16 protein-coding genes are annotated in these 16,807 nt (G+C 66.5%); 13 read left to right on the forward strand and 3 right to left on the reverse strand.

From position 1 onward, the window contains the following. Window positions 1–10: 10 nt before the first annotated feature. From CFB82_RS17245 to hslU, 6 genes are all read left to right on the forward strand, one after another. Window positions 11–1,225 (forward strand): class I SAM-dependent rRNA methyltransferase, encoded by a 1,215-nt coding sequence (locus CFB82_RS17245; RefSeq protein WP_089484673.1) that lies wholly within the window; start codon window positions 11–13, stop codon window positions 1,223–1,225. A 201-nt stretch (window positions 1,226–1,426) separates the two neighbouring features. Further along, window positions 1,427–2,755, forward strand: coding sequence for an RNA-guided endonuclease InsQ/TnpB family protein (locus CFB82_RS17250; protein WP_256990375.1), 1,329 nt, complete (start codon window positions 1,427–1,429; stop codon window positions 2,753–2,755). Between the two features lie 57 nt (window positions 2,756–2,812). Further along, entirely contained in the window at window positions 2,813–3,892 is a 1,080-nt protein-coding gene (locus tag CFB82_RS17255; RefSeq protein WP_089484674.1) for a CobW family GTP-binding protein, read from the forward strand. A 495-nt stretch (window positions 3,893–4,387) separates the two neighbouring features. Then, window positions 4,388–4,804 (forward strand): RNA polymerase-binding protein DksA, encoded by a 417-nt coding sequence (gene dksA / locus CFB82_RS17265; protein WP_006477498.1) that lies wholly within the window; start codon window positions 4,388–4,390, stop codon window positions 4,802–4,804. Between the two features lie 407 nt (window positions 4,805–5,211). Next, window positions 5,212–5,748 (forward strand): ATP-dependent protease subunit HslV, encoded by a 537-nt coding sequence (hslV, locus tag CFB82_RS17270; RefSeq protein ID WP_006477497.1) that lies wholly within the window; start codon window positions 5,212–5,214, stop codon window positions 5,746–5,748. A gap of 10 nt (window positions 5,749–5,758) precedes the next feature. Next, window positions 5,759–7,102, forward strand: coding sequence for an ATP-dependent protease ATPase subunit HslU (gene hslU, locus CFB82_RS17275; RefSeq protein ID WP_089446625.1), 1,344 nt, complete (start codon window positions 5,759–5,761; stop codon window positions 7,100–7,102). Window positions 7,103–7,277: 175 nt separating this feature from the next. Here hslU and CFB82_RS17280 read toward each other — a convergent pair whose 3' ends face one another. From CFB82_RS17280 to CFB82_RS17290, 3 genes are all read right to left on the reverse strand, one after another. Continuing rightward, window positions 7,278–7,820 (reverse strand): response regulator transcription factor, encoded by a 543-nt coding sequence (locus tag CFB82_RS17280; protein WP_021156278.1) that lies wholly within the window; start codon window positions 7,818–7,820, stop codon window positions 7,278–7,280. Between the two features lie 13 nt (window positions 7,821–7,833). After that, window positions 7,834–9,252 (reverse strand): ATP-binding protein, encoded by a 1,419-nt coding sequence (locus CFB82_RS17285; RefSeq protein ID WP_089484675.1) that lies wholly within the window; start codon window positions 9,250–9,252, stop codon window positions 7,834–7,836. A gap of 92 nt (window positions 9,253–9,344) precedes the next feature. Continuing rightward, entirely contained in the window at window positions 9,345–9,569 is a 225-nt protein-coding gene (locus tag CFB82_RS17290; RefSeq protein WP_069249130.1) for a cysteine-rich CWC family protein, read from the reverse strand. Window positions 9,570–9,874: 305 nt separating this feature from the next. Between CFB82_RS17290 and argB the strand changes: the two genes are divergently transcribed. From argB to CFB82_RS17335, 7 genes are all read left to right on the forward strand, one after another. Then, window positions 9,875–10,774 carry an acetylglutamate kinase gene (gene argB, locus CFB82_RS17300; protein WP_006490510.1) on the forward strand — a complete coding sequence of 300 codons (900 nt, stop codon included), beginning with the start codon at window positions 9,875–9,877 and terminating at the stop codon, window positions 10,772–10,774. Further along, the gene (locus tag CFB82_RS17305) at window positions 10,771–11,562 is read left to right on the forward strand and encodes a pyrimidine 5'-nucleotidase (RefSeq protein ID WP_089446627.1); all 792 of its coding nucleotides are present in this window, start codon (window positions 10,771–10,773) and stop codon (window positions 11,560–11,562) included. The genes argB and CFB82_RS17305 overlap by 4 nt, the downstream gene beginning before the upstream one ends. Further along, complete coding sequence (gene slmA, locus CFB82_RS17310) at window positions 11,529–12,188, forward strand: nucleoid occlusion factor SlmA (protein ID WP_089484676.1); 660 nt, start codon at window positions 11,529–11,531, stop codon at window positions 12,186–12,188. Before CFB82_RS17305 ends, slmA begins: the two co-directional genes overlap by 34 nt. Before the next feature lie 269 nt (window positions 12,189–12,457). Further along, window positions 12,458–13,603 (forward strand): homoserine O-succinyltransferase MetX, encoded by a 1,146-nt coding sequence (gene metX / locus CFB82_RS17320; RefSeq protein ID WP_089446629.1) that lies wholly within the window; start codon window positions 12,458–12,460, stop codon window positions 13,601–13,603. Then, entirely contained in the window at window positions 13,600–14,208 is a 609-nt protein-coding gene (gene metW / locus CFB82_RS17325) for a methionine biosynthesis protein MetW (protein WP_006755281.1), read from the forward strand. The genes metX and metW overlap by 4 nt, the downstream gene beginning before the upstream one ends. A 119-nt stretch (window positions 14,209–14,327) precedes the next feature. Beyond that, entirely contained in the window at window positions 14,328–15,749 is a 1,422-nt protein-coding gene (locus tag CFB82_RS17330; RefSeq protein ID WP_069249137.1) for an AmpG family muropeptide MFS transporter, read from the forward strand. Then, on the forward strand, window positions 15,739–16,797 hold the full coding sequence (locus CFB82_RS17335; RefSeq protein ID WP_089484677.1) for a M48 family metallopeptidase: 1,059 nt from the start codon (window positions 15,739–15,741) through the stop codon (window positions 16,795–16,797). The genes CFB82_RS17330 and CFB82_RS17335 overlap by 11 nt, the downstream gene beginning before the upstream one ends. The last annotated feature ends 10 nt before the right edge of the window (window positions 16,798–16,807 follow it).

Raw genomic sequence — 16,807 nt, forward strand, 5'->3', positions numbered from 1 at the left:
CGATCTTACCATGCAAACCGTCACCCTCAAGCCGTCCAAGGAAAAATCGCTGCTGCGCCGCCATCCGTGGATCTACGCCAATGCGATCGACCGCGTCGACGGCAAGCCCGCGCCCGGCGCGACCGTGATCGTGCGCGCACACGACGGCCGCTTCCTCGCGCGCGGCGCGTACAGCCCGCAATCGCAGATCCGCGTGCGCGTGTGGAGCTTCGACGAGAACGAGCCGATCGACCACGCGTTCTTCAAGCGCCGCGTGCAGCGCGCGGTCGCGCACCGCACGACGATGGTGTCGGGCACGGGCGCGGTGCGGCTCGTGTTCGGCGAAGCCGACGGGCTACCGGGGCTGATCGTCGACTACTACGTCGCGGACACCGCCGAAGCCGGCGCGGCGCCGCGCGGCCAGCTCGTCTGCCAGTTCATGGCCGCGGGCGTCGAGGCGTGGAAGGACGCGATCGTGAAGGCGCTCGTCGGCGCGACGGACTGCCCGAACGTGTACGAGCGCTCGGACGTATCGATCCGCGATAAGGAAGGGCTCGAACAGACGACCGGCGTGCTCGCCGGCGATGCGCCGCCCGCGACGCTGATCTCGAACGAAAACGGCGTGCGCTATCACGTCGACGTACCGAACGGCCACAAGACGGGCTTCTACGTCGACCAGCGCGACAACCGCGCGCTGGTGGCGCAGTACGCGACCGATCGCGATGTGCTGAACTGCTTCTGCTACACGGGCGGCTTCTCGCTCGCCGCGCTCAAGGGTGGCGCGAAGCGTGTCGTATCGATCGACTCGTCGGGCGATGCGCTCGCGCTCGCGCAGCAGAACGTCGCCGCCAACGGCTTCGATGCCGAACGCGCGACCTGGCTCGACGCCGACGCATTCAAGACGCTGCGCCGCCTCGTCGACGAAGGCGAGCGTTTCGACCTGATCGTGCTCGATCCGCCGAAGTTCGCGCCGACGCGCGACAGCGTCGATCGCGCGGCGCGCGCGTACAAGGACATCAACCTGAGCGGCTTCAAGCTGCTGCGTCCGGGCGGCCTGCTGTTCACGTACTCGTGCTCGGGCGCGATCGACATGGACCTGTTCCAGAAGATCGTCGCGGGCGCGGCCGCCGACGCGAAGGTCGACGCGCGCATCCTGAAGCGGCTCGGCGCGGGCGTCGATCACCCGCTGCTCGCGGCCTTCCCGGAAGGCGAATATCTGAAGGGCCTGCTGTTGCAAATCGTCTGACTGCCCCGATCTACGCGCACGCCCTCCCCACTGGTCGCCGGTACCGCGATGCGATGACCCTCCGCGCGGCGGTCGCCGGCATGACAGTCGAGCTCTCCGGTCTGTCGCGTCCGACCGACCGGACGGCTTGACCAGGTGCGCGGCAAGCCTCGGCCATCAGGCCGGGTAAAGGCAGCGAGGAAGTCCTGATACGACTCATTCATGCAACGCTATCAAGCCTTCAAATACGAACTGATGCCGACTGACGAGCAGCAGCACAGCATGCGCTGCTTCGCAGGGGCATGCCGCTTCGTGTTCAACAAGGCATTGGCCGTGCAGAAGGAACGCTATGATCGAGGCGAGAAAAATCTGAGCTACGCGGGGCTGTGCAAGCTGCTTACCGATTGGCGCAACGGTACGGAAACACCGTGGCTCAAGGACGCACCGATTCATCCGCTGCAACAGTCTCTCAAGGATCTGGAACAGGCTTACACAAACTTCTTCGCTAAGCGCGCTGATTTTCCACGCTTCAAAAAGAAGAGTCTCGGCAGCAGCTTCCGCTATCCCGACCCGAAGCAAATCAAGCTCGATCAGAGCAACAACCGCATTTTCTTGCCCAAACTCGGTTGGCTTCGCTATCGCAACAGTCGGGATGTGCTGGGCGAGGTGCGTCACGTCACCGTGTGTCAAAACGCGGGCAAATGGCGCGTTTCGATCCAGACAGTACGTGAAGTCAAGCAACCAGTACCGCAGGCAGCGAGCGCGATTGGTATCGACATGGGCATCGCTCGGTTTGCCACCATGAGCGACGGCAGTTTTCTCGCGCCTCTCAACAGCTTCAGGCGGCACGAGGCCAAGCTGCGTCGTGCGCAGCAGGCACTGAGCCGAAAGGTCAAGTTCAGCAACAACTGGAAGAAGGCAACGGCCCGTATCCAGCGTATCCATGCCCGCATCGGCAATGCCCGCCGCGACTATCTGCACAAGGCCACGACCACCATCAGCCAAAACCACGCGATGGTATGCATCGAGGACTTGCAGGTACGCAATATGTCTAGGTCGGCGGCAGGCAGCCCAGATGCGCCGGGCAAAAATGTTCGGACCAAGTCTGGCCTGAATAAAGCCATTCTCGATCAGGGGTGGTTCGAGTTTCGTCGCCAACTGGACTATAAGCTGGCGTGGAACGGCGGCTGGCTTGTCGCGGTGCCGCCGGCGAATACGAGTCGAACGTGTCCGGCCTGTGGGTCGGTGAGCGCCGAGAACCGACAGACGCAGGCCGCATTCCACTGTGTCGGGTGCGGGCATGAGGACCATGCCGACGTGGTCGGCGCGATCAACATACTGGCGCGGGGACACCGCGTTGCAGCCTGTGGAGAGCCGGCGCAATCAGGCCACTCCGCGAAGCAGGAACCCACCGAGGCGATCCGAGACACGCATCATCGTTCGAGACGCGGCAGGAATCCCCGCTCTTTCCGCCAAATGGCGGCGGCCAGAGGTCCAGAGTGGGGAGGATGTCAAAGGTATGTTTCAATGGAGGATTGCGCGCTCGACTAACCGGGCGCGACGCACATCCTGGTTTTGACCCCGATTCACGAACAACAGGCGATTGACATGGCCACTCCCGTCACCATCCTCACCGGCTTCCTCGGCAGCGGCAAGACGACGCTGCTCAAGCGCATCCTGAACGAACAGCACGGCATGAAGATCGCCGTGATCGAGAACGAGTTCGGCGAAGAGAACATCGACAACGAGATCCTCATCCAGGATTCGAACGAGCAGATCATCCAGATGAGCAACGGCTGCATCTGCTGCACGATCCGCGGCGACCTCGCGCGCACGCTCGGCGATCTCGCCGCGAAGAAGCGCGAAGGCAAGCTCGACTTCGACCGCATCGTGATCGAAACCACGGGCCTCGCGAACCCGGGCCCGGTCGCGCAAACCTTCTTCATCGACAGCGAGATCGCCGACGATTTCCTGCTCGACGCGGTCATCACGCTGGTCGACGCGAAGCATGCGAACGCGCAGCTCGACGAGCACGAAGTCGTGCAGCGCCAGGTCGGTTTCGCCGATCGCCTGTTCATCACGAAGTCGGACCTGGTCGACGACCAGACGGTGGCCGACCTCAAGCACCGCCTGATGCACATGAACCCGAAGGCCGCGATCAAGGTCGTGAACTTCGGTGAAGCCGACATCAAGGAAATCTTCGACCTGCGCGGCTTCAACCTGAACGCGAAGCTCGAGATCGACCCCGACTTCCTCGCCGAAGACGATCACGCGCACCACCACCACGATCACGACCATGATCACGATCACGCGAATTGCGACCATGATCACGGTCAATGCGCGCACGATCACGATCACAGCCACCACCATCACCACCACGCGCATCACGACGACAAGATCAAGTCGTTCGTGTACCGCAACGACCGCCCGTTCGACCCGAACAAGCTGGAAGACTTCCTCGGCGGCATCCTGCAGATCTACGGCGAGCGGATGCTGCGCTACAAGGGCGTGCTGTACATGAAGGGCGTCGACCGCAAGGTCGTGTTCCAGGGCGTGCACCAGATGATGGGCAGCGACCTCGCCTCGAAGTGGCTCCCGGTCGAGAAGAAGACGAACAAGATGGTGTTCATCGGCGTCGATCTGCCGCAGGACCTGATCACCGACGGCCTCGACGCCTGCCTCGCCTGACGCGCGCGGGCGACCGTCGCGCCCCCGCCGCACGGCCGCCTCGCGGGCGGCTGCTGCGGCCGCGGGGCGCCTTTTCCGGGCAGGGTTTCGCCGTCATCGCTTTTTCTCGATTTGCGCGTTATATTTTCTAGATATTGGCGCAGCCGACGGGGATCGACCCGATACGGCGCCCGCTTGCGATTCAGTTACAATACGTGCCCGCTGGAGTACGGCAACAAACAGGCCCGGTTCTTGCTGAACCAGTTTTCCGGGCATCGCAACCGCGCCGGATCGCCAATCCGCCTCCCGGCCGCGGCCGATGCGATGTGCCGCGCAGCACACCGGTTCGCAGCGCGCGCAACTCCGCGCCAGGCCTATCCTGGTATTTGAGAACCGGTTTTCCAGAGGCTTTCGGCCCCGCGGCGGCAAATCGCAAATGATTGCAAGGGCGGTTGCGGGTAATCCCAAAGTGCAGGCAATATCTATCGATTTGCCGCACATTGAAGAAGCAAGCAGATGACGAAGAAACTCTTGACCGAAGCCGAAATCCTGAAGATGAGCGACAAGGATTACATGAATGAGGATCAGCTCGCCTTCTTCAAAAATCGGCTCGAACAGTTGCAGGCGGACATCCTCAAGAATGCAGGCCAGACGACCGAGAACCTGCGCGAGACGGTGATCGTGCCCGATCCCGCCGATCGCGCGACGATCGAGGAAGAGCACGCGCTCGAACTGCGTACGCGCGATCGCGAACGCAAGCTCCTCAAGAAGGTTCAGCAGTCGCTCGCCCGCATCGATTCCGGCGATTACGGCTGGTGTGAGGAAACCGGCGAGCCGATCGGCATTCCGCGCCTGCTCGCGCGTCCGACCGCCACGCTGTCGCTCGAAGCGCAAGAGCGCCGCGAGCTGCGCCAGAAGCTGTTCGGCGACTGATCGAGCGGCGTTCCGCTCAGACACGCTGCTTCCCGAAAGCGCGCGGCCTGCCGCGCGCTTTTTGTTTTTCCGGCACCGGTTTAGGGGCCTGTTCCCGCTAATAACGGGCTTGCGCTGGCCGCATTGCTGCGTCGCGCGTCGCTTGTTTGGCTCGGCCAAACGGCGCTCCTTGCTTCTTGCACGCGCCCAAAGGAAGTCCCCTTGGGGGACGACCGGCAAGACACGTTCACAAGCCCGTTATTAGCGGGAACAGGCCCCTGCCGGCCGATTTGCCAGCCCCTCTTGATATCCCGGCGCCCGCCCTAAAATGAAACGGATGCGCGCCGGGCCGCTCCCCGGCGCACTGCGATTCATGCGGCGGCGCCCCGCGCCGCCCGACTCTTCCCCGTTTTTCTCAAGGAACGCAGATGGAGCAATTTCACGGCACGACCATCGTTTCGGTCCGGCGCGGCGACAAGGTCGCGCTCGGCGGCGACGGCCAGGTAACCCTCGGCAACATCGTCATGAAGGGTGGCGCGCGGAAAGTGCGGCGGATCTACAACAACCAGGTACTGGTCGGATTCGCGGGCGGCACCGCCGATGCGTTCTCGCTGCTCGATCGCTTCGAGGCGAAGCTCGAGAAGCACCAGGGCAACCTGACCCGCGCGGCCGTCGAGCTCGCGAAGGACTGGCGCACCGACCGGATGCTGCGCCGCCTCGAGGCGATGCTGATCACGGCCGATGCCACCACCACGCTCGTCATCACCGGCAACGGCGACGTGCTCGACCCCGAAGGCGGGATCTGCGCGATCGGCTCGGGCGGTGCCTATGCGCAGGCCGCGGCTCGCGCGCTCGTCGAGAACACCGAGCTGTCGCCGCGCGAGATCGTCGAGAAGTCGCTCGGGATCGCCGGCGACATGTGCATCTACACGAACCACAACCGCATCATCGAAACGATCGAGTAAGGACCGCACCATGAGCACCATGACCCCTGCCGAGATCGTCTCGGAACTCGACAAGCACATCATCGGCCAGGCGAAGGCGAAGAAGGCCGTCGCGGTCGCGCTGCGCAACCGCTGGCGCCGCCAGCAGGTCGCCGACCCGCTGCGCCAGGAAATCACGCCGAAGAACATCCTGATGATCGGGCCGACGGGTGTCGGCAAGACCGAAATCGCGCGCCGCCTCGCGAAGCTCGCCGATGCGCCGTTCATCAAGATCGAAGCGACCAAGTTCACCGAAGTCGGCTACGTCGGCCGCGACGTCGACAGCATCGTGCGCGACCTGATCGAGATCTCGGTCAAGCAGACGCGCGAAACCGAAATGCGCAAGGTGCGCAGCAAGGCGACCGACCAGGCGGAAGACCGCATCCTCGACATCCTGCTGCCGCAACCGCGCGCGGTGGGCTTCGGCGGCAACGCCGAGCACGCGAACGACGACAACAACGTGACGCGCCAGACGTTCCGCAAGCGCCTGCGCGAAGGCCAGCTCGACGACAAGGAAGTCGAGCTCGACCTCGAGCAGCCGTCGGCCGGCATGGACATCATGGCGCCGCCGGGGATGGAAGAGATGACCGAGCAGATCCGCTCGATGTTCTCGAACCTCGGCAGCGGCAAGAAGCAGCGCCGCAAGGTGAAGATCAAGGAAGCGCTGAAGCTGCTGACCGACGAGGAAGCGGCGAAGATGCTCAACGACGAGGAAGTGAAGACGAAGGCCGTGCAGAACGTCGAGCAGAACGGCATCGTGTTCCTCGACGAGATCGACAAGATCACGTCGCGCAACAACGAAGGCAGCGGCGGCGAAGTGTCGCGCCAGGGTGTGCAGCGCGACCTGCTGCCGCTCGTCGAAGGCACGACGGTCAACACGAAGTACGGGATGGTGAAGACCGATCACATCCTGTTCATCGCGAGCGGCGCGTTCCACCTCGCGAAGCCGAGCGACCTGATTCCCGAACTGCAGGGCCGCTTCCCGATCCGCGTCGAGCTCGACTCGCTGTCGGTGAACGATTTCGAAGCGATCCTCGTCGCGACCGATGCAAGCCTCGTCAAGCAGTACCAGGCGCTGCTCGCGACCGAAGACGTGCAGCTCGAATTCGCCGAGGACGGCATCCGCCGTCTCGCGGAGATCGCGTTCTCGGTCAACGAGAAGACCGAGAACATCGGTGCGCGCCGGCTGTACACGGTGATCGAGAAACTGCTCGAGGACGTGTCGTTCTCGGCCGGCAACCATGCGAGCGAGCGCGTGACGATCGATGCGAAGTATGTCGATCGCGCGCTCGGCGAAGTGGCGCAGGACGAAGATCTGTCGCGCTACGTGCTGTAACGCGCGCGGCGTCGAATGCGAGACGGGCGGCCCGGCGGGCCGCCCGTTTTCGTTGGTGCGCCGCGCGGCAGGCCGCCATGCGCCGCCCGTCCGCCTGCGCGATCGCGCGCCGTATCCCGCGGCACGCGTCGTACGGAATCGCCCTCGCCGTGACGACCACGGCGCGGCGCGCCGCTTACTGCCGCACCGGCTTCTTCGCGAGCTTGCGTTGCAGCGTGCGGCGATGCATGTTCAGCGCGCGCGCCGTCGCCGAAATATTGTTGTTGTTCTCGGCCAGCACGCGCTGGATGTGCTCCCATTCGAGCCGGTCGACCGACAGCACGACCGGATTCTCCAGCGCTTCGTCGGCCTGCACTTCGGTCGCGTTGGTCTGCAGCGCGGCGAGGATCGACTCGACGTTCGCGGGTTTCGCGAGATAGTTGTCGGCGCCTTCCTTCACCGCCTGCACGGCAGTCGCGATGCTCGCGTAGCCGGTCAGCACCAGGATCCGCGCGTCGGGCTGCAGGTCGCACAGCGGTGCGATCAGGCTCAGGCCCGAATCCTCGCCGAGATGCAGGTCGACGGTGATGAACTGGAACTTGCCGCCCGCGGCGAGCCGGAGCGCCGCCTCCTTGTCGTGCGCCTGCTGGACCGCGTAACCGCGGCGCTCGAGGCCGCGCGCGAGCGTGCCCGCGAACACCTCGTTGTCGTCGATCACCAGGAAATTGTTCTCGCTCATGTGGTTTCTCCGTCTACGTGTTGGTTGAGGCGGCCGGCGTCGCGACACGCACGACCGGCAGCCGCAGCACGGCCCGCGTGCCGCGCGCGGCGGTCGTGCCGGCCGGGCGGCTGTCCGGCGCGCCGGTTGTCCGTTCGGTCAGGCGCTGGCCCGCGCGCTGTGCCGATCCTGCCGCGGCGTGACCATTCGCCGCACTGCCGGCCCGCCCGTTGCCGCCCGCCGCGCGCGGCACGACATCGGACAGTTCGATCTCGCCGCCGAGCCGCGCGGCCGCGCTGAACGCCAGATACAGGCCGACCCCGTGCCCGCCCTGCGTGCTGTCGACCGGCATCGCGCCGAGCGATTCACGCAACGCCGCCGGAATGCCGGGCCCGTCGTCACATACCTCGAATTCGATCTCGTCGGCCGTGCCGGCGTGCGCGACCTTCGCGGCCAGCGTCACGCGCTGCGGGCTCGCGCGCGCGGCGTTGTCGAGCAGGATCGTCAGGATCTGGCCGGCCGCGACCGTGTCGTCGAGCGCGACGCCCGCCGGGCGCGCGCCGAGCAATTCGAACTGCACATGCGGATGCCGCAGGCGCCAGTGCTCGACGAACGTGTCGAGCCAGTCGTCCACCGGCTGGCGGCTCGCGGGCGCGCTCGCGCGGCTGCGCAGGCGCGCGAGCGCCGACGTGCAGAGCGTCATCTGTTCCTCGAGCACCTTCAGGTCGGCCTCGTAGCGGGCCAGCCCCGGATCGTCGCGCGCGGCGTCGCGCAGCTCTTCGGCGAGCATCGCGATCGTCGACAGCGGCGTGCCCATCTCGTGCGCGACGGTGGCGGCCTGCACGCCGAGCGCGACCGCCCGCTCGTCGCGCAGCAGGTGCTGCTGCGCTTCGCCGAGCGCCGCATCGCGCTGGCGCAGCGCATTCGACATGCGCGCGACGAACCACGCGATCAGCCCGACGCTGACCATGAAGTTCGCCCACATCCCGGTACGGTAATAGTCGAACAGGTTCGCGGGGTTGTCCATGTTGAGCGGCACCGAGTCGAAGCCGAGCGCCGCGTAGCACGCGACCGCGAACGCCGCGAGCCAGATCATCAGGTGCCACGGCAGCACGGCCGCCGCGATCGCGAGCGAAGGCAGGTACAGCGACACGAACGGATTGGTCGTGCCGCCCGACAGGAACAGCAGCGCGGACAGCGCACCGAGGTCGACCCACAGCTGGCCGAGCAGCTCGAAATTGGTCTCGGGCCGCGCGCGCAGCACGCGCACCCAGGTGAGCGCATTGAAAACGATTTCGAGCGCGATGACCATCAGCATCGCCGGCAACGGCAGATGCACGCCGAAATAGGTCTGCACGACGCCGATCGTCACGAGCTGGCCGATGATCGCGAGATTGCGGAGCCAGAACAGGTGACTGAGGTTGACGCGCCCGGTGGTGGTGATTCGTTGCATCCGAGCAGTTTACCCGTTTAGCGGGCGGCGCCTCTAGCGGGGCCGGATCGGCGCGCGGCGAACGGGACGCCCCACGTGCGCGGCCGATGCCGTCAACCGGCCGCGCCGGCCATCCGCTGCGCGATCTCGTCGGCCAGGCACTCGGGGCAGCGGCAGCGTGCGCCGGCCGCGGGCGGCGTACCGCCGGGCACGACCGGCATCGACGCGCACCAGCATTCGAACGGCTGCGTGCGGGCGCCGCAGTCGAAGCTGCGGCCGCAGTGCGGGCAGCGCGCGCGGCGCGGGGCGGAACGGGCGTCGGCGGCGGAATCGGTCATGGCTGAAGCGCTCGAGCGGGCGGGAAGCCGCCCTACGCGACAAGCATAGCGCGGCGAACGGATTTTGCACGCCGGCCGTTCGGCCGATGGCCATCGCGAACGCGCGCGAACCGCCCCTCCGGCGACGCCCGCGCACCGCTGCCCGTATCGCGGCCGGCATCGCGCCGCGCCATAGCCGGCGGGCCGCCGCGCGCGGTGCCCGCGCCACGCCGCCGGTGTTCCGGCCCGCCCAAAAACCCGATGCTGCGCTGCGCCACTCCTGTACAATTCGCCGTGTTTCAACGTTCCCAGCCAGAGCCGCCGCCATGTCCGAGCCCATCGACCTCTCGCAGATCGCCCCCACGCTGAAAGCAGAAATCCTCGCCGAGGCACTGCCGTACATTCGCCGTTACCACGGCAAGACCGTGGTCATCAAATACGGCGGCAACGCGATGACGGAAGAGCGGCTCAAGCAAGGCTTCGCGCGCGACGTGATCCTGCTGAAACTGGTCGGCATCAATCCGGTGATCGTCCACGGCGGCGGTCCGCAGATCGATCATGCACTGAAGAAGATCGGCAAGGCCGGCACCTTCATCCAGGGCATGCGCGTCACCGACGAAGAGACGATGGAAGTCGTCGAATGGGTGCTGGGCGGCGAAGTGCAGCAGGACATCGTGATGCTGATCAACCACTTCGGCGGCCACGCGGTGGGCCTGACGGGCAAGGACGGCGGCCTGATCCACGCGCGCAAGCTGCTGATGCCGGACCGCGACAACCCGGGCCAGTACATCGACATCGGCCAGGTCGGCGAAGTCGAGGCGATCAACCCGGCAGTCGTGAAGGCGCTGCAGGACGACGCGTTCATCCCGGTGATCTCGCCGATCGGTTTCGGTGAAGACGGTCTCTCGTACAACATCAACGCCGACCTCGTCGCGGGCAAGCTCGCCACCGTGCTGAACGCCGAGAAGCTGCTGATGATGACCAACATCCCGGGCGTGATGGACAAGGACGGCAACCTGCTGACCGATCTCTCCGCACGCGAGATCGACGCGCTGTTCGAAGACGGCACGATCTCCGGCGGCATGCTGCCGAAGATCTCGTCGGCGCTCGACGCCGCGAAGAGCGGCGTGAAGTCGGTGCACATCGTCGACGGCCGGATCGAGCACTCGGTCCTGCTGGAAATCCTGACCGAGCAGCCGTTCGGCACGATGATCCGCTCGCATTGAGCAAGCGCAGCAAGACCGCCACACCCGACTTGCCGGCTCCGCTGCTGCGCCGGCGCGTGTCACGCAGCCGGCCCCGCGCCGGCGCGCCGGTGTGGCTGTTCGATCTCGACAACACCCTTCACCACGCATCGCACGCGATCTTTCCGGAGATCAACCGCGCGATGACGCAGTACATCATCGACGCGCTGCAGGTCGAGCGCGCCGAAGCCGACCGCCTGCGCACCGGCTACACCGAGCGCTACGGCGCCGCGCTGCTCGGCCTCACGCGCCATCATCCGATCGACCCGCACGACTTCCTGCGCGTCGTCCACACGTTTTCCGACCTGCCGGCGATGGTGCGCGCCGAGCGCGGCCTCGCGCGCATCGTCGCCGCGCTGCCGGGCCGCAAGCTGATCCTGACCAACGCGCCGGAGAACTATGCGCGCGCGGTGCTGCGCGAGCTGCGCATCGAGCGGCTGTTCGAGCGCGTGATCGCGATCGAGCACATGCGCGACCGCCGCACATGGCGCGCGAAGCCCGACCACACGATGCTGCGCCGGGCCTTGCGTGCCGCGCATGCGCGGCTGGCCGATGCGATCCTCGTCGAAGATACCCGCAGCCACCTGAAACGCTACAAGCGGCTCGGCATCGGTACCGTATGGATCACCGGCCACCTGCCGGGCCATCTGCCGAGCATCGGCCGTCCACATTATGTCGATCAGCGCATTCGTTCGTTAAAATCGCTGCGACTGGGCACACGATCGGGGCGACAGAAATGCAGCCGACTTACCCGCAGGACCAAGCCGTAAAGGAAGACCAGGCCACGCCGTCCCGCCCGCGCCCGAAGCCGGGCGAGCGGCGCGTGATGATCCTGCAGACACTCGCGACGATGCTCGAGGCGCCCAAGCCCGAGAAGATCACGACCGCCGCGCTCGCGGCCCGGCTCGACGTTTCGGAAGCGGCGCTCTACCGGCATTTCGCCAGCAAGGCGAAGATGTACGAGGGGCTGATCGAATTCATCGAGCAGGCGCTGTTCGGCCTCGTCAACCAGATCGTCGCGAAGGAGCCGAACGGCGTGCAGCAGGCGCGCACGATCGCGCTGACGATGCTCAACTTCGCCGCGAAGAACCCCGGCATGACGCGCGTGCTGACCGGCGAGGCGCTGGTGGGCGAGGACGAGCGGCTCACCGAACGCGTGAACCAGTTGCTCGACCGTATCGAGGCGACCGTCAAGCAATGCCTGCGTGTTGCGCGCGCCGAGGCCGGCGCACAGCAGAACAGCGGCCTGGCACTGCCGGCCGACTACGATCCGGCCACGCGCGCCAGCCTGCTCGTCAGCTACGTGATCGGGCGCTGGCACCGCTTCGCGAAAGGCGGGTTCCAGAAATCGCCCGGCGAGCAGGCCGATGCGCATCTGCGGCTGATCCTGCAGTGAGATGACGCGGGCGCGGCGGCCCCGCCCGGCGCGCCCGAATCCGCGCTCCGCAATTTCCGCTATACTTTGCCGACTGCCGCCCCTAGGGCGGCAGCCAGACACGCGCCGATTTGCTGACTCGATTGCGGGCGCGCGAACCGGCCAGGGCGTTGATGCTGTCTTTGTCCCGGCGGTTCACTACAAATGCGGCTAAAGAGGTCGTCAGCCGCGCACCTTCGCCTCCGCGCATCGCCGACACCATTTAGCTGCCCAGTCATAAGGCGGAACGAATGGAATCGATCGGCATCGTCGCTCCACAGACCATGCACTTCGCCGAACCGCTGCGCTTGCAAAGCGGCAGCGTGATCGGCAACTATCAGCTCGTCGTCGAGACGTACGGCGAACTCAACGCCGCGCGCTCGAACGCGGTGCTCGTCTGCCACGCGCTCAACGCGTCGCACCACGTCGCCGGCGTCTACGCGGACGATCCGCGCAGCACCGGCTGGTGGGACAACATGGTCGGCCCGGGCAAGCCGCTCGATACCAACCGCTTCTTCGTGATCGGCGTGAACAACCTCGGCTCGTGCTTCGGCTCGACCGGCCCGATGAGCATCGACCCGTCCACCGGCAAGCCGTACGGCGCGAGCTTCCCGGTCGTCACCGTCGAGGACTGGGTGCACGCGCAGGCGCGCGTCGCGGATGCCTTCGGCATCGAGCGCTTCGCCGCGGTGATGGGCGGCAGCCTCGGCGGGATGCAGGCGCTCGCGTGGAGCCTGATGTATCCGGAGCGCGTCGCGCACTGTATCGACATCGCGTCGACGCCGAAGCTGTCCGCGCAGAACATCGCATTCAACGAGGTCGCGCGCTCGGCGATCCTGTCCGATCCCGATTTCCACGGCGGCGACTATTACGCACACGGCGTGAAGCCGAAGCGCGGCCTGCGCGTCGCGCGGATGATCGGCCACATCACGTACCTGTCCGACGACGACATGGCCGAGAAATTCGGCCGTGCGCTGCGCCGTGCCGACGGCGCGCTCGACGCGTACAACTTCAGCTTCGACGTCGAGTTCGAGGTCGAGTCGTACCTGCGCTACCAGGGCGACAAGTTCGCCGACTACTTCGACGCGAACACCTACCTGCTGATCACGCGCGCGCTCGACTACTTCGACCCGGCCAAGGCGTTCGACGGCAATCTGAAGGCCGCGCTCGCGCACACGCAGGCGAAATACCTGATCGCGAGCTTCTCGACCGATTGGCGTTTCGCGCCGGCCCGCTCGCGCGAGATCGTGAAGGCGCTGCTCGACAACAAGCGCACGGTCAGCTACGCGGAAATCGATGCGCCGCACGGCCACGACGCATTCCTGCTCGACGACGCGCGCTATCACAACCTGCTCCGCGCGTATTACGAACGAATCGCCATCGAGGTGGGTGCATGAACCAGCAAGCACTGAATTCCCTGTCCGCGCGCGCGGACTTCCGCACGATCGCGCGCTGGGTCGAACCGCGCTCGACGGTGCTCGACCTCGGTTGCGGCGACGGCTCGCTGCTCGCGCTGCTGATGGAAGAACTGGACGTGACCGGCTACGGGATCGAGCTGAACGACGCGGGCGTGCTCGCGAGCGCGAAGAACGGCATCAACGTGATCCAGCAGAACCTGGAAGACGGCCTGCGCCTGTTCGAGGACCACAGCTTCGACATCGCGATCCTGTCGCAGACGTTGCAGACGATCCACCAGACGGCCGCGATCCTCCGCGAAACCGCGCGGGTCGGGCGCGAATGCATCGTGTCGTTCCCGAATTTCGGCTACTGGCCGCACCGGCTGTCGGTGCTGAACGGCCGGATGCCGGTGTCGAAATCGCTGCCTTACCAGTGGCACAACACGCCGAACGTGCGGGTGCTGACGATCGAGGATTTCGAGGCGCTCGCGCCCGAAGTCGGCGTGACGATCCTCGACCGCGTGGTGCTGCACGAAGGCCAACCGATTCGATGGGGAGCGAACTGGCGTGGTAGTCTTGCTGTCTACCGCGTCAAGCGCAGCTGAGCCGGGGAGCCGTTGACGGACGCCGTCGGCCCGCACGCACGTGCGGCCGCGCCGCTGCGCGACCCGCGCCGTCGCCTGCGCTGCCGCCGCAATCAGTCAACGCTATCCAGTTCCAGTCCATGTCGAAAACGCCACACGAGGCGCCCGCACTCACCGCTCACGAGGATCACCCCGGCTGGCGAGCCTATCTGAACACGCACATGCTGATCTGCGTGTTCCTCGGTTTCACGTCGGGTCTGCCCCTCTTCACGCTCGTCTACCTCGTGCAGGCATGGCTGCGCTCCGAGGGCGTGAACCTGAAGGAAATCGGCCTGTTCGCGCTGATCCAGTTCCCGTACACGTGGAAGTTCCTGTGGGCGCCGCTGATGGACCGCTACGTCCCGCGCCTGCCCGGCTGGCGGCCGGGCCGCCGGCGCGGCTGGCTGCTGCTCACGCAGCTGCTGGTCGCGGGTGCGATCGCCGCGCTCGGCTTCGTGTCGCCGCGCGACTCGATCTGGACGGTCGCCGCGCTCACCACGCTCGTCGCGTTCTTCGGCGCGAGCGCCGACATCGTGATCGACGCGTACCGCCGCGAGCTGCTGCGCGACACCGAGCAGGGCCTCGGCAACGCGGTGCACGTGAATGCGTACAAGCTTGCCGCGCTGATCCCCGGTTCGCTCGCGCTGATCCTGTCCGACCACCTGCCGTGGGACGCCGTGTTCGCGCTCACCGGCGCGTTCATGCTGCCGGGCATCCTGATGACGCTCGTCGTGCGCGAGCCCGAAGTGGTCGGCGCGCCGCCGCGCAACCTGCGCGACGCGATCGTGCTGCCGTTCCGCGAATTCATCCAGCGCGACGGCTGGGCCGGCGCGCTGCTCGTCATCGCGTTCATCTTCCTGTTCAAGATCGGCGACACGATGGCCACCACGCTGTCGACGTCGTTCTTCCTCGACATCGGCTTCTCGCGCACCGAAATCGGCATCGTCGCGAAGACCACTGCCCTCGTCGCGAGCGTGGCCGGCGGCATCATCGGCGGCGTCTGGCTCGTGAAGATCGGCATCGGCCGCGGGCTGTGGATCTTCGGTGCGCTGCAGATGGTGTCGACGCTCGGCTTCGCGTGGCTCGCGCAGGTCGGCCCCGGTTCGCCGGTGCTCGCGGTGCTGTACGACTTCACGGTCGCGGCCAGCCACGCGCTCGCGTCGTTCATGTCGGTGTTCGGTATCGAGATCACGCCAAAGCTGAGCCCGATGACGGTCGCCCTCGCGATCGTCTACGGCTTCGAAACCTTCACGACCGGCCTGACGATGGCCGCGTTCGTCGCGTATATCGCGAGCACGACCGACCCGCGCTATACGGCCACGCAGTTCGCGCTGTTCACGAGCCTCGCGTCGGTGCCGCGTACGCTCGCGTCGGCCGCGAGCGGCTTCGTCGTCGCAAAGATCGGCTGGTACGACTATTTCATCGTGTGTACCGCGCTCGCGATTCCCGGCATGCTGCTGCTGTTCAAGATCGCGCCGTGGAACGGTGCCGCGCGCAACGGCGAGGCCAGCCGTGCGCAGTAACGGCCTGCACCGCCTCGCGCGCGTTGCGGCTTCGTTGAGCGTCGGCGCCGCGGCGCTCGCCGCGGGGTTCGCCCATGCGACCGACGCCGGCGCGCCCGCTGCCCCCGCCGCGGGCTCCCCGGCCACGGCACCCGCTTCACCGCCGGCGACTTCGACGCCCGCCGCCCCTGCGCAGTCGGCCACCGCCGAACCCGCGCAGCCGACCGGCGCCGCCGCGTCGGCGAAGGCTTATGCGCAGACATCGCAGCAGGTCCGCTACGGCGACACCATTGCCTTCCGCACGCTGATCCCGTCGCCGCTGCTCGAGCAGCTCACCGCGAACGAATACGCGCAGATCGTGCAGGCGGCCGCCGACAGCAATCGCCTGCTGCCGGCGAACCAGCCGCGCGTGAAGCGCCTGCGCGCGATCGTCGCGAAGCTCGCGCCGTATTCGGTGAAATGGAACGACCGCGTGAAGAGCTGGGCGTGGGACGTCAACGCGATCCGCTCGCGCGACATTCGCCTGACCTGCCTGCCGGGCGGCAAGGTGCTCGTGTACGGCGGCCTGCTCGACCGCGTCCGCCTGAACGACGACGAGCTCGGCGTGCTGCTCGCGCACGGCATCGCGCATGCGCTGCGCGAACACGCGCGCAGCAACTTCAGCGCGACCTCGCAGACGTCGCTGCGCGCGGCCGCGCTGCCGCCGCTGTTCGGCGTTGGCGAGCCTCTGCCGCAGGCGCTGAACCTCGGCGAACGCCTGCAGTCGCTCCACTACGACCCGACCGACGAGACCGAAGCCGACGTGATCGGCGGCGACATCGCCGCCCGTGCCGGCTTCGATCCGCGTGCAGCGATCACGCTGTGGGACAAGCTCGCGGTTGCGACACGCGGGAATAAGGCGACGGGCTTCATCTACACGCACCCGTACAGCACCGCGCGCCGTCAGGATCTGCTGAACCGGCTGCCGGACCTGATGCCACTGTACGCGAAGGCCGTGGGCAAGCGCGTCGACACACTGCCCGACTACGCGGGCATCAGCGCGCAGCGTCGCAAGGTCGTGCGGCGCTGAGCGCCCCGCG

Source organism: Burkholderia sp. HI2714, from assembly GCF_002223085.1.
Taxonomy (GTDB): Bacteria; Pseudomonadota; Gammaproteobacteria; order Burkholderiales; family Burkholderiaceae; genus Burkholderia; species Burkholderia lata_D.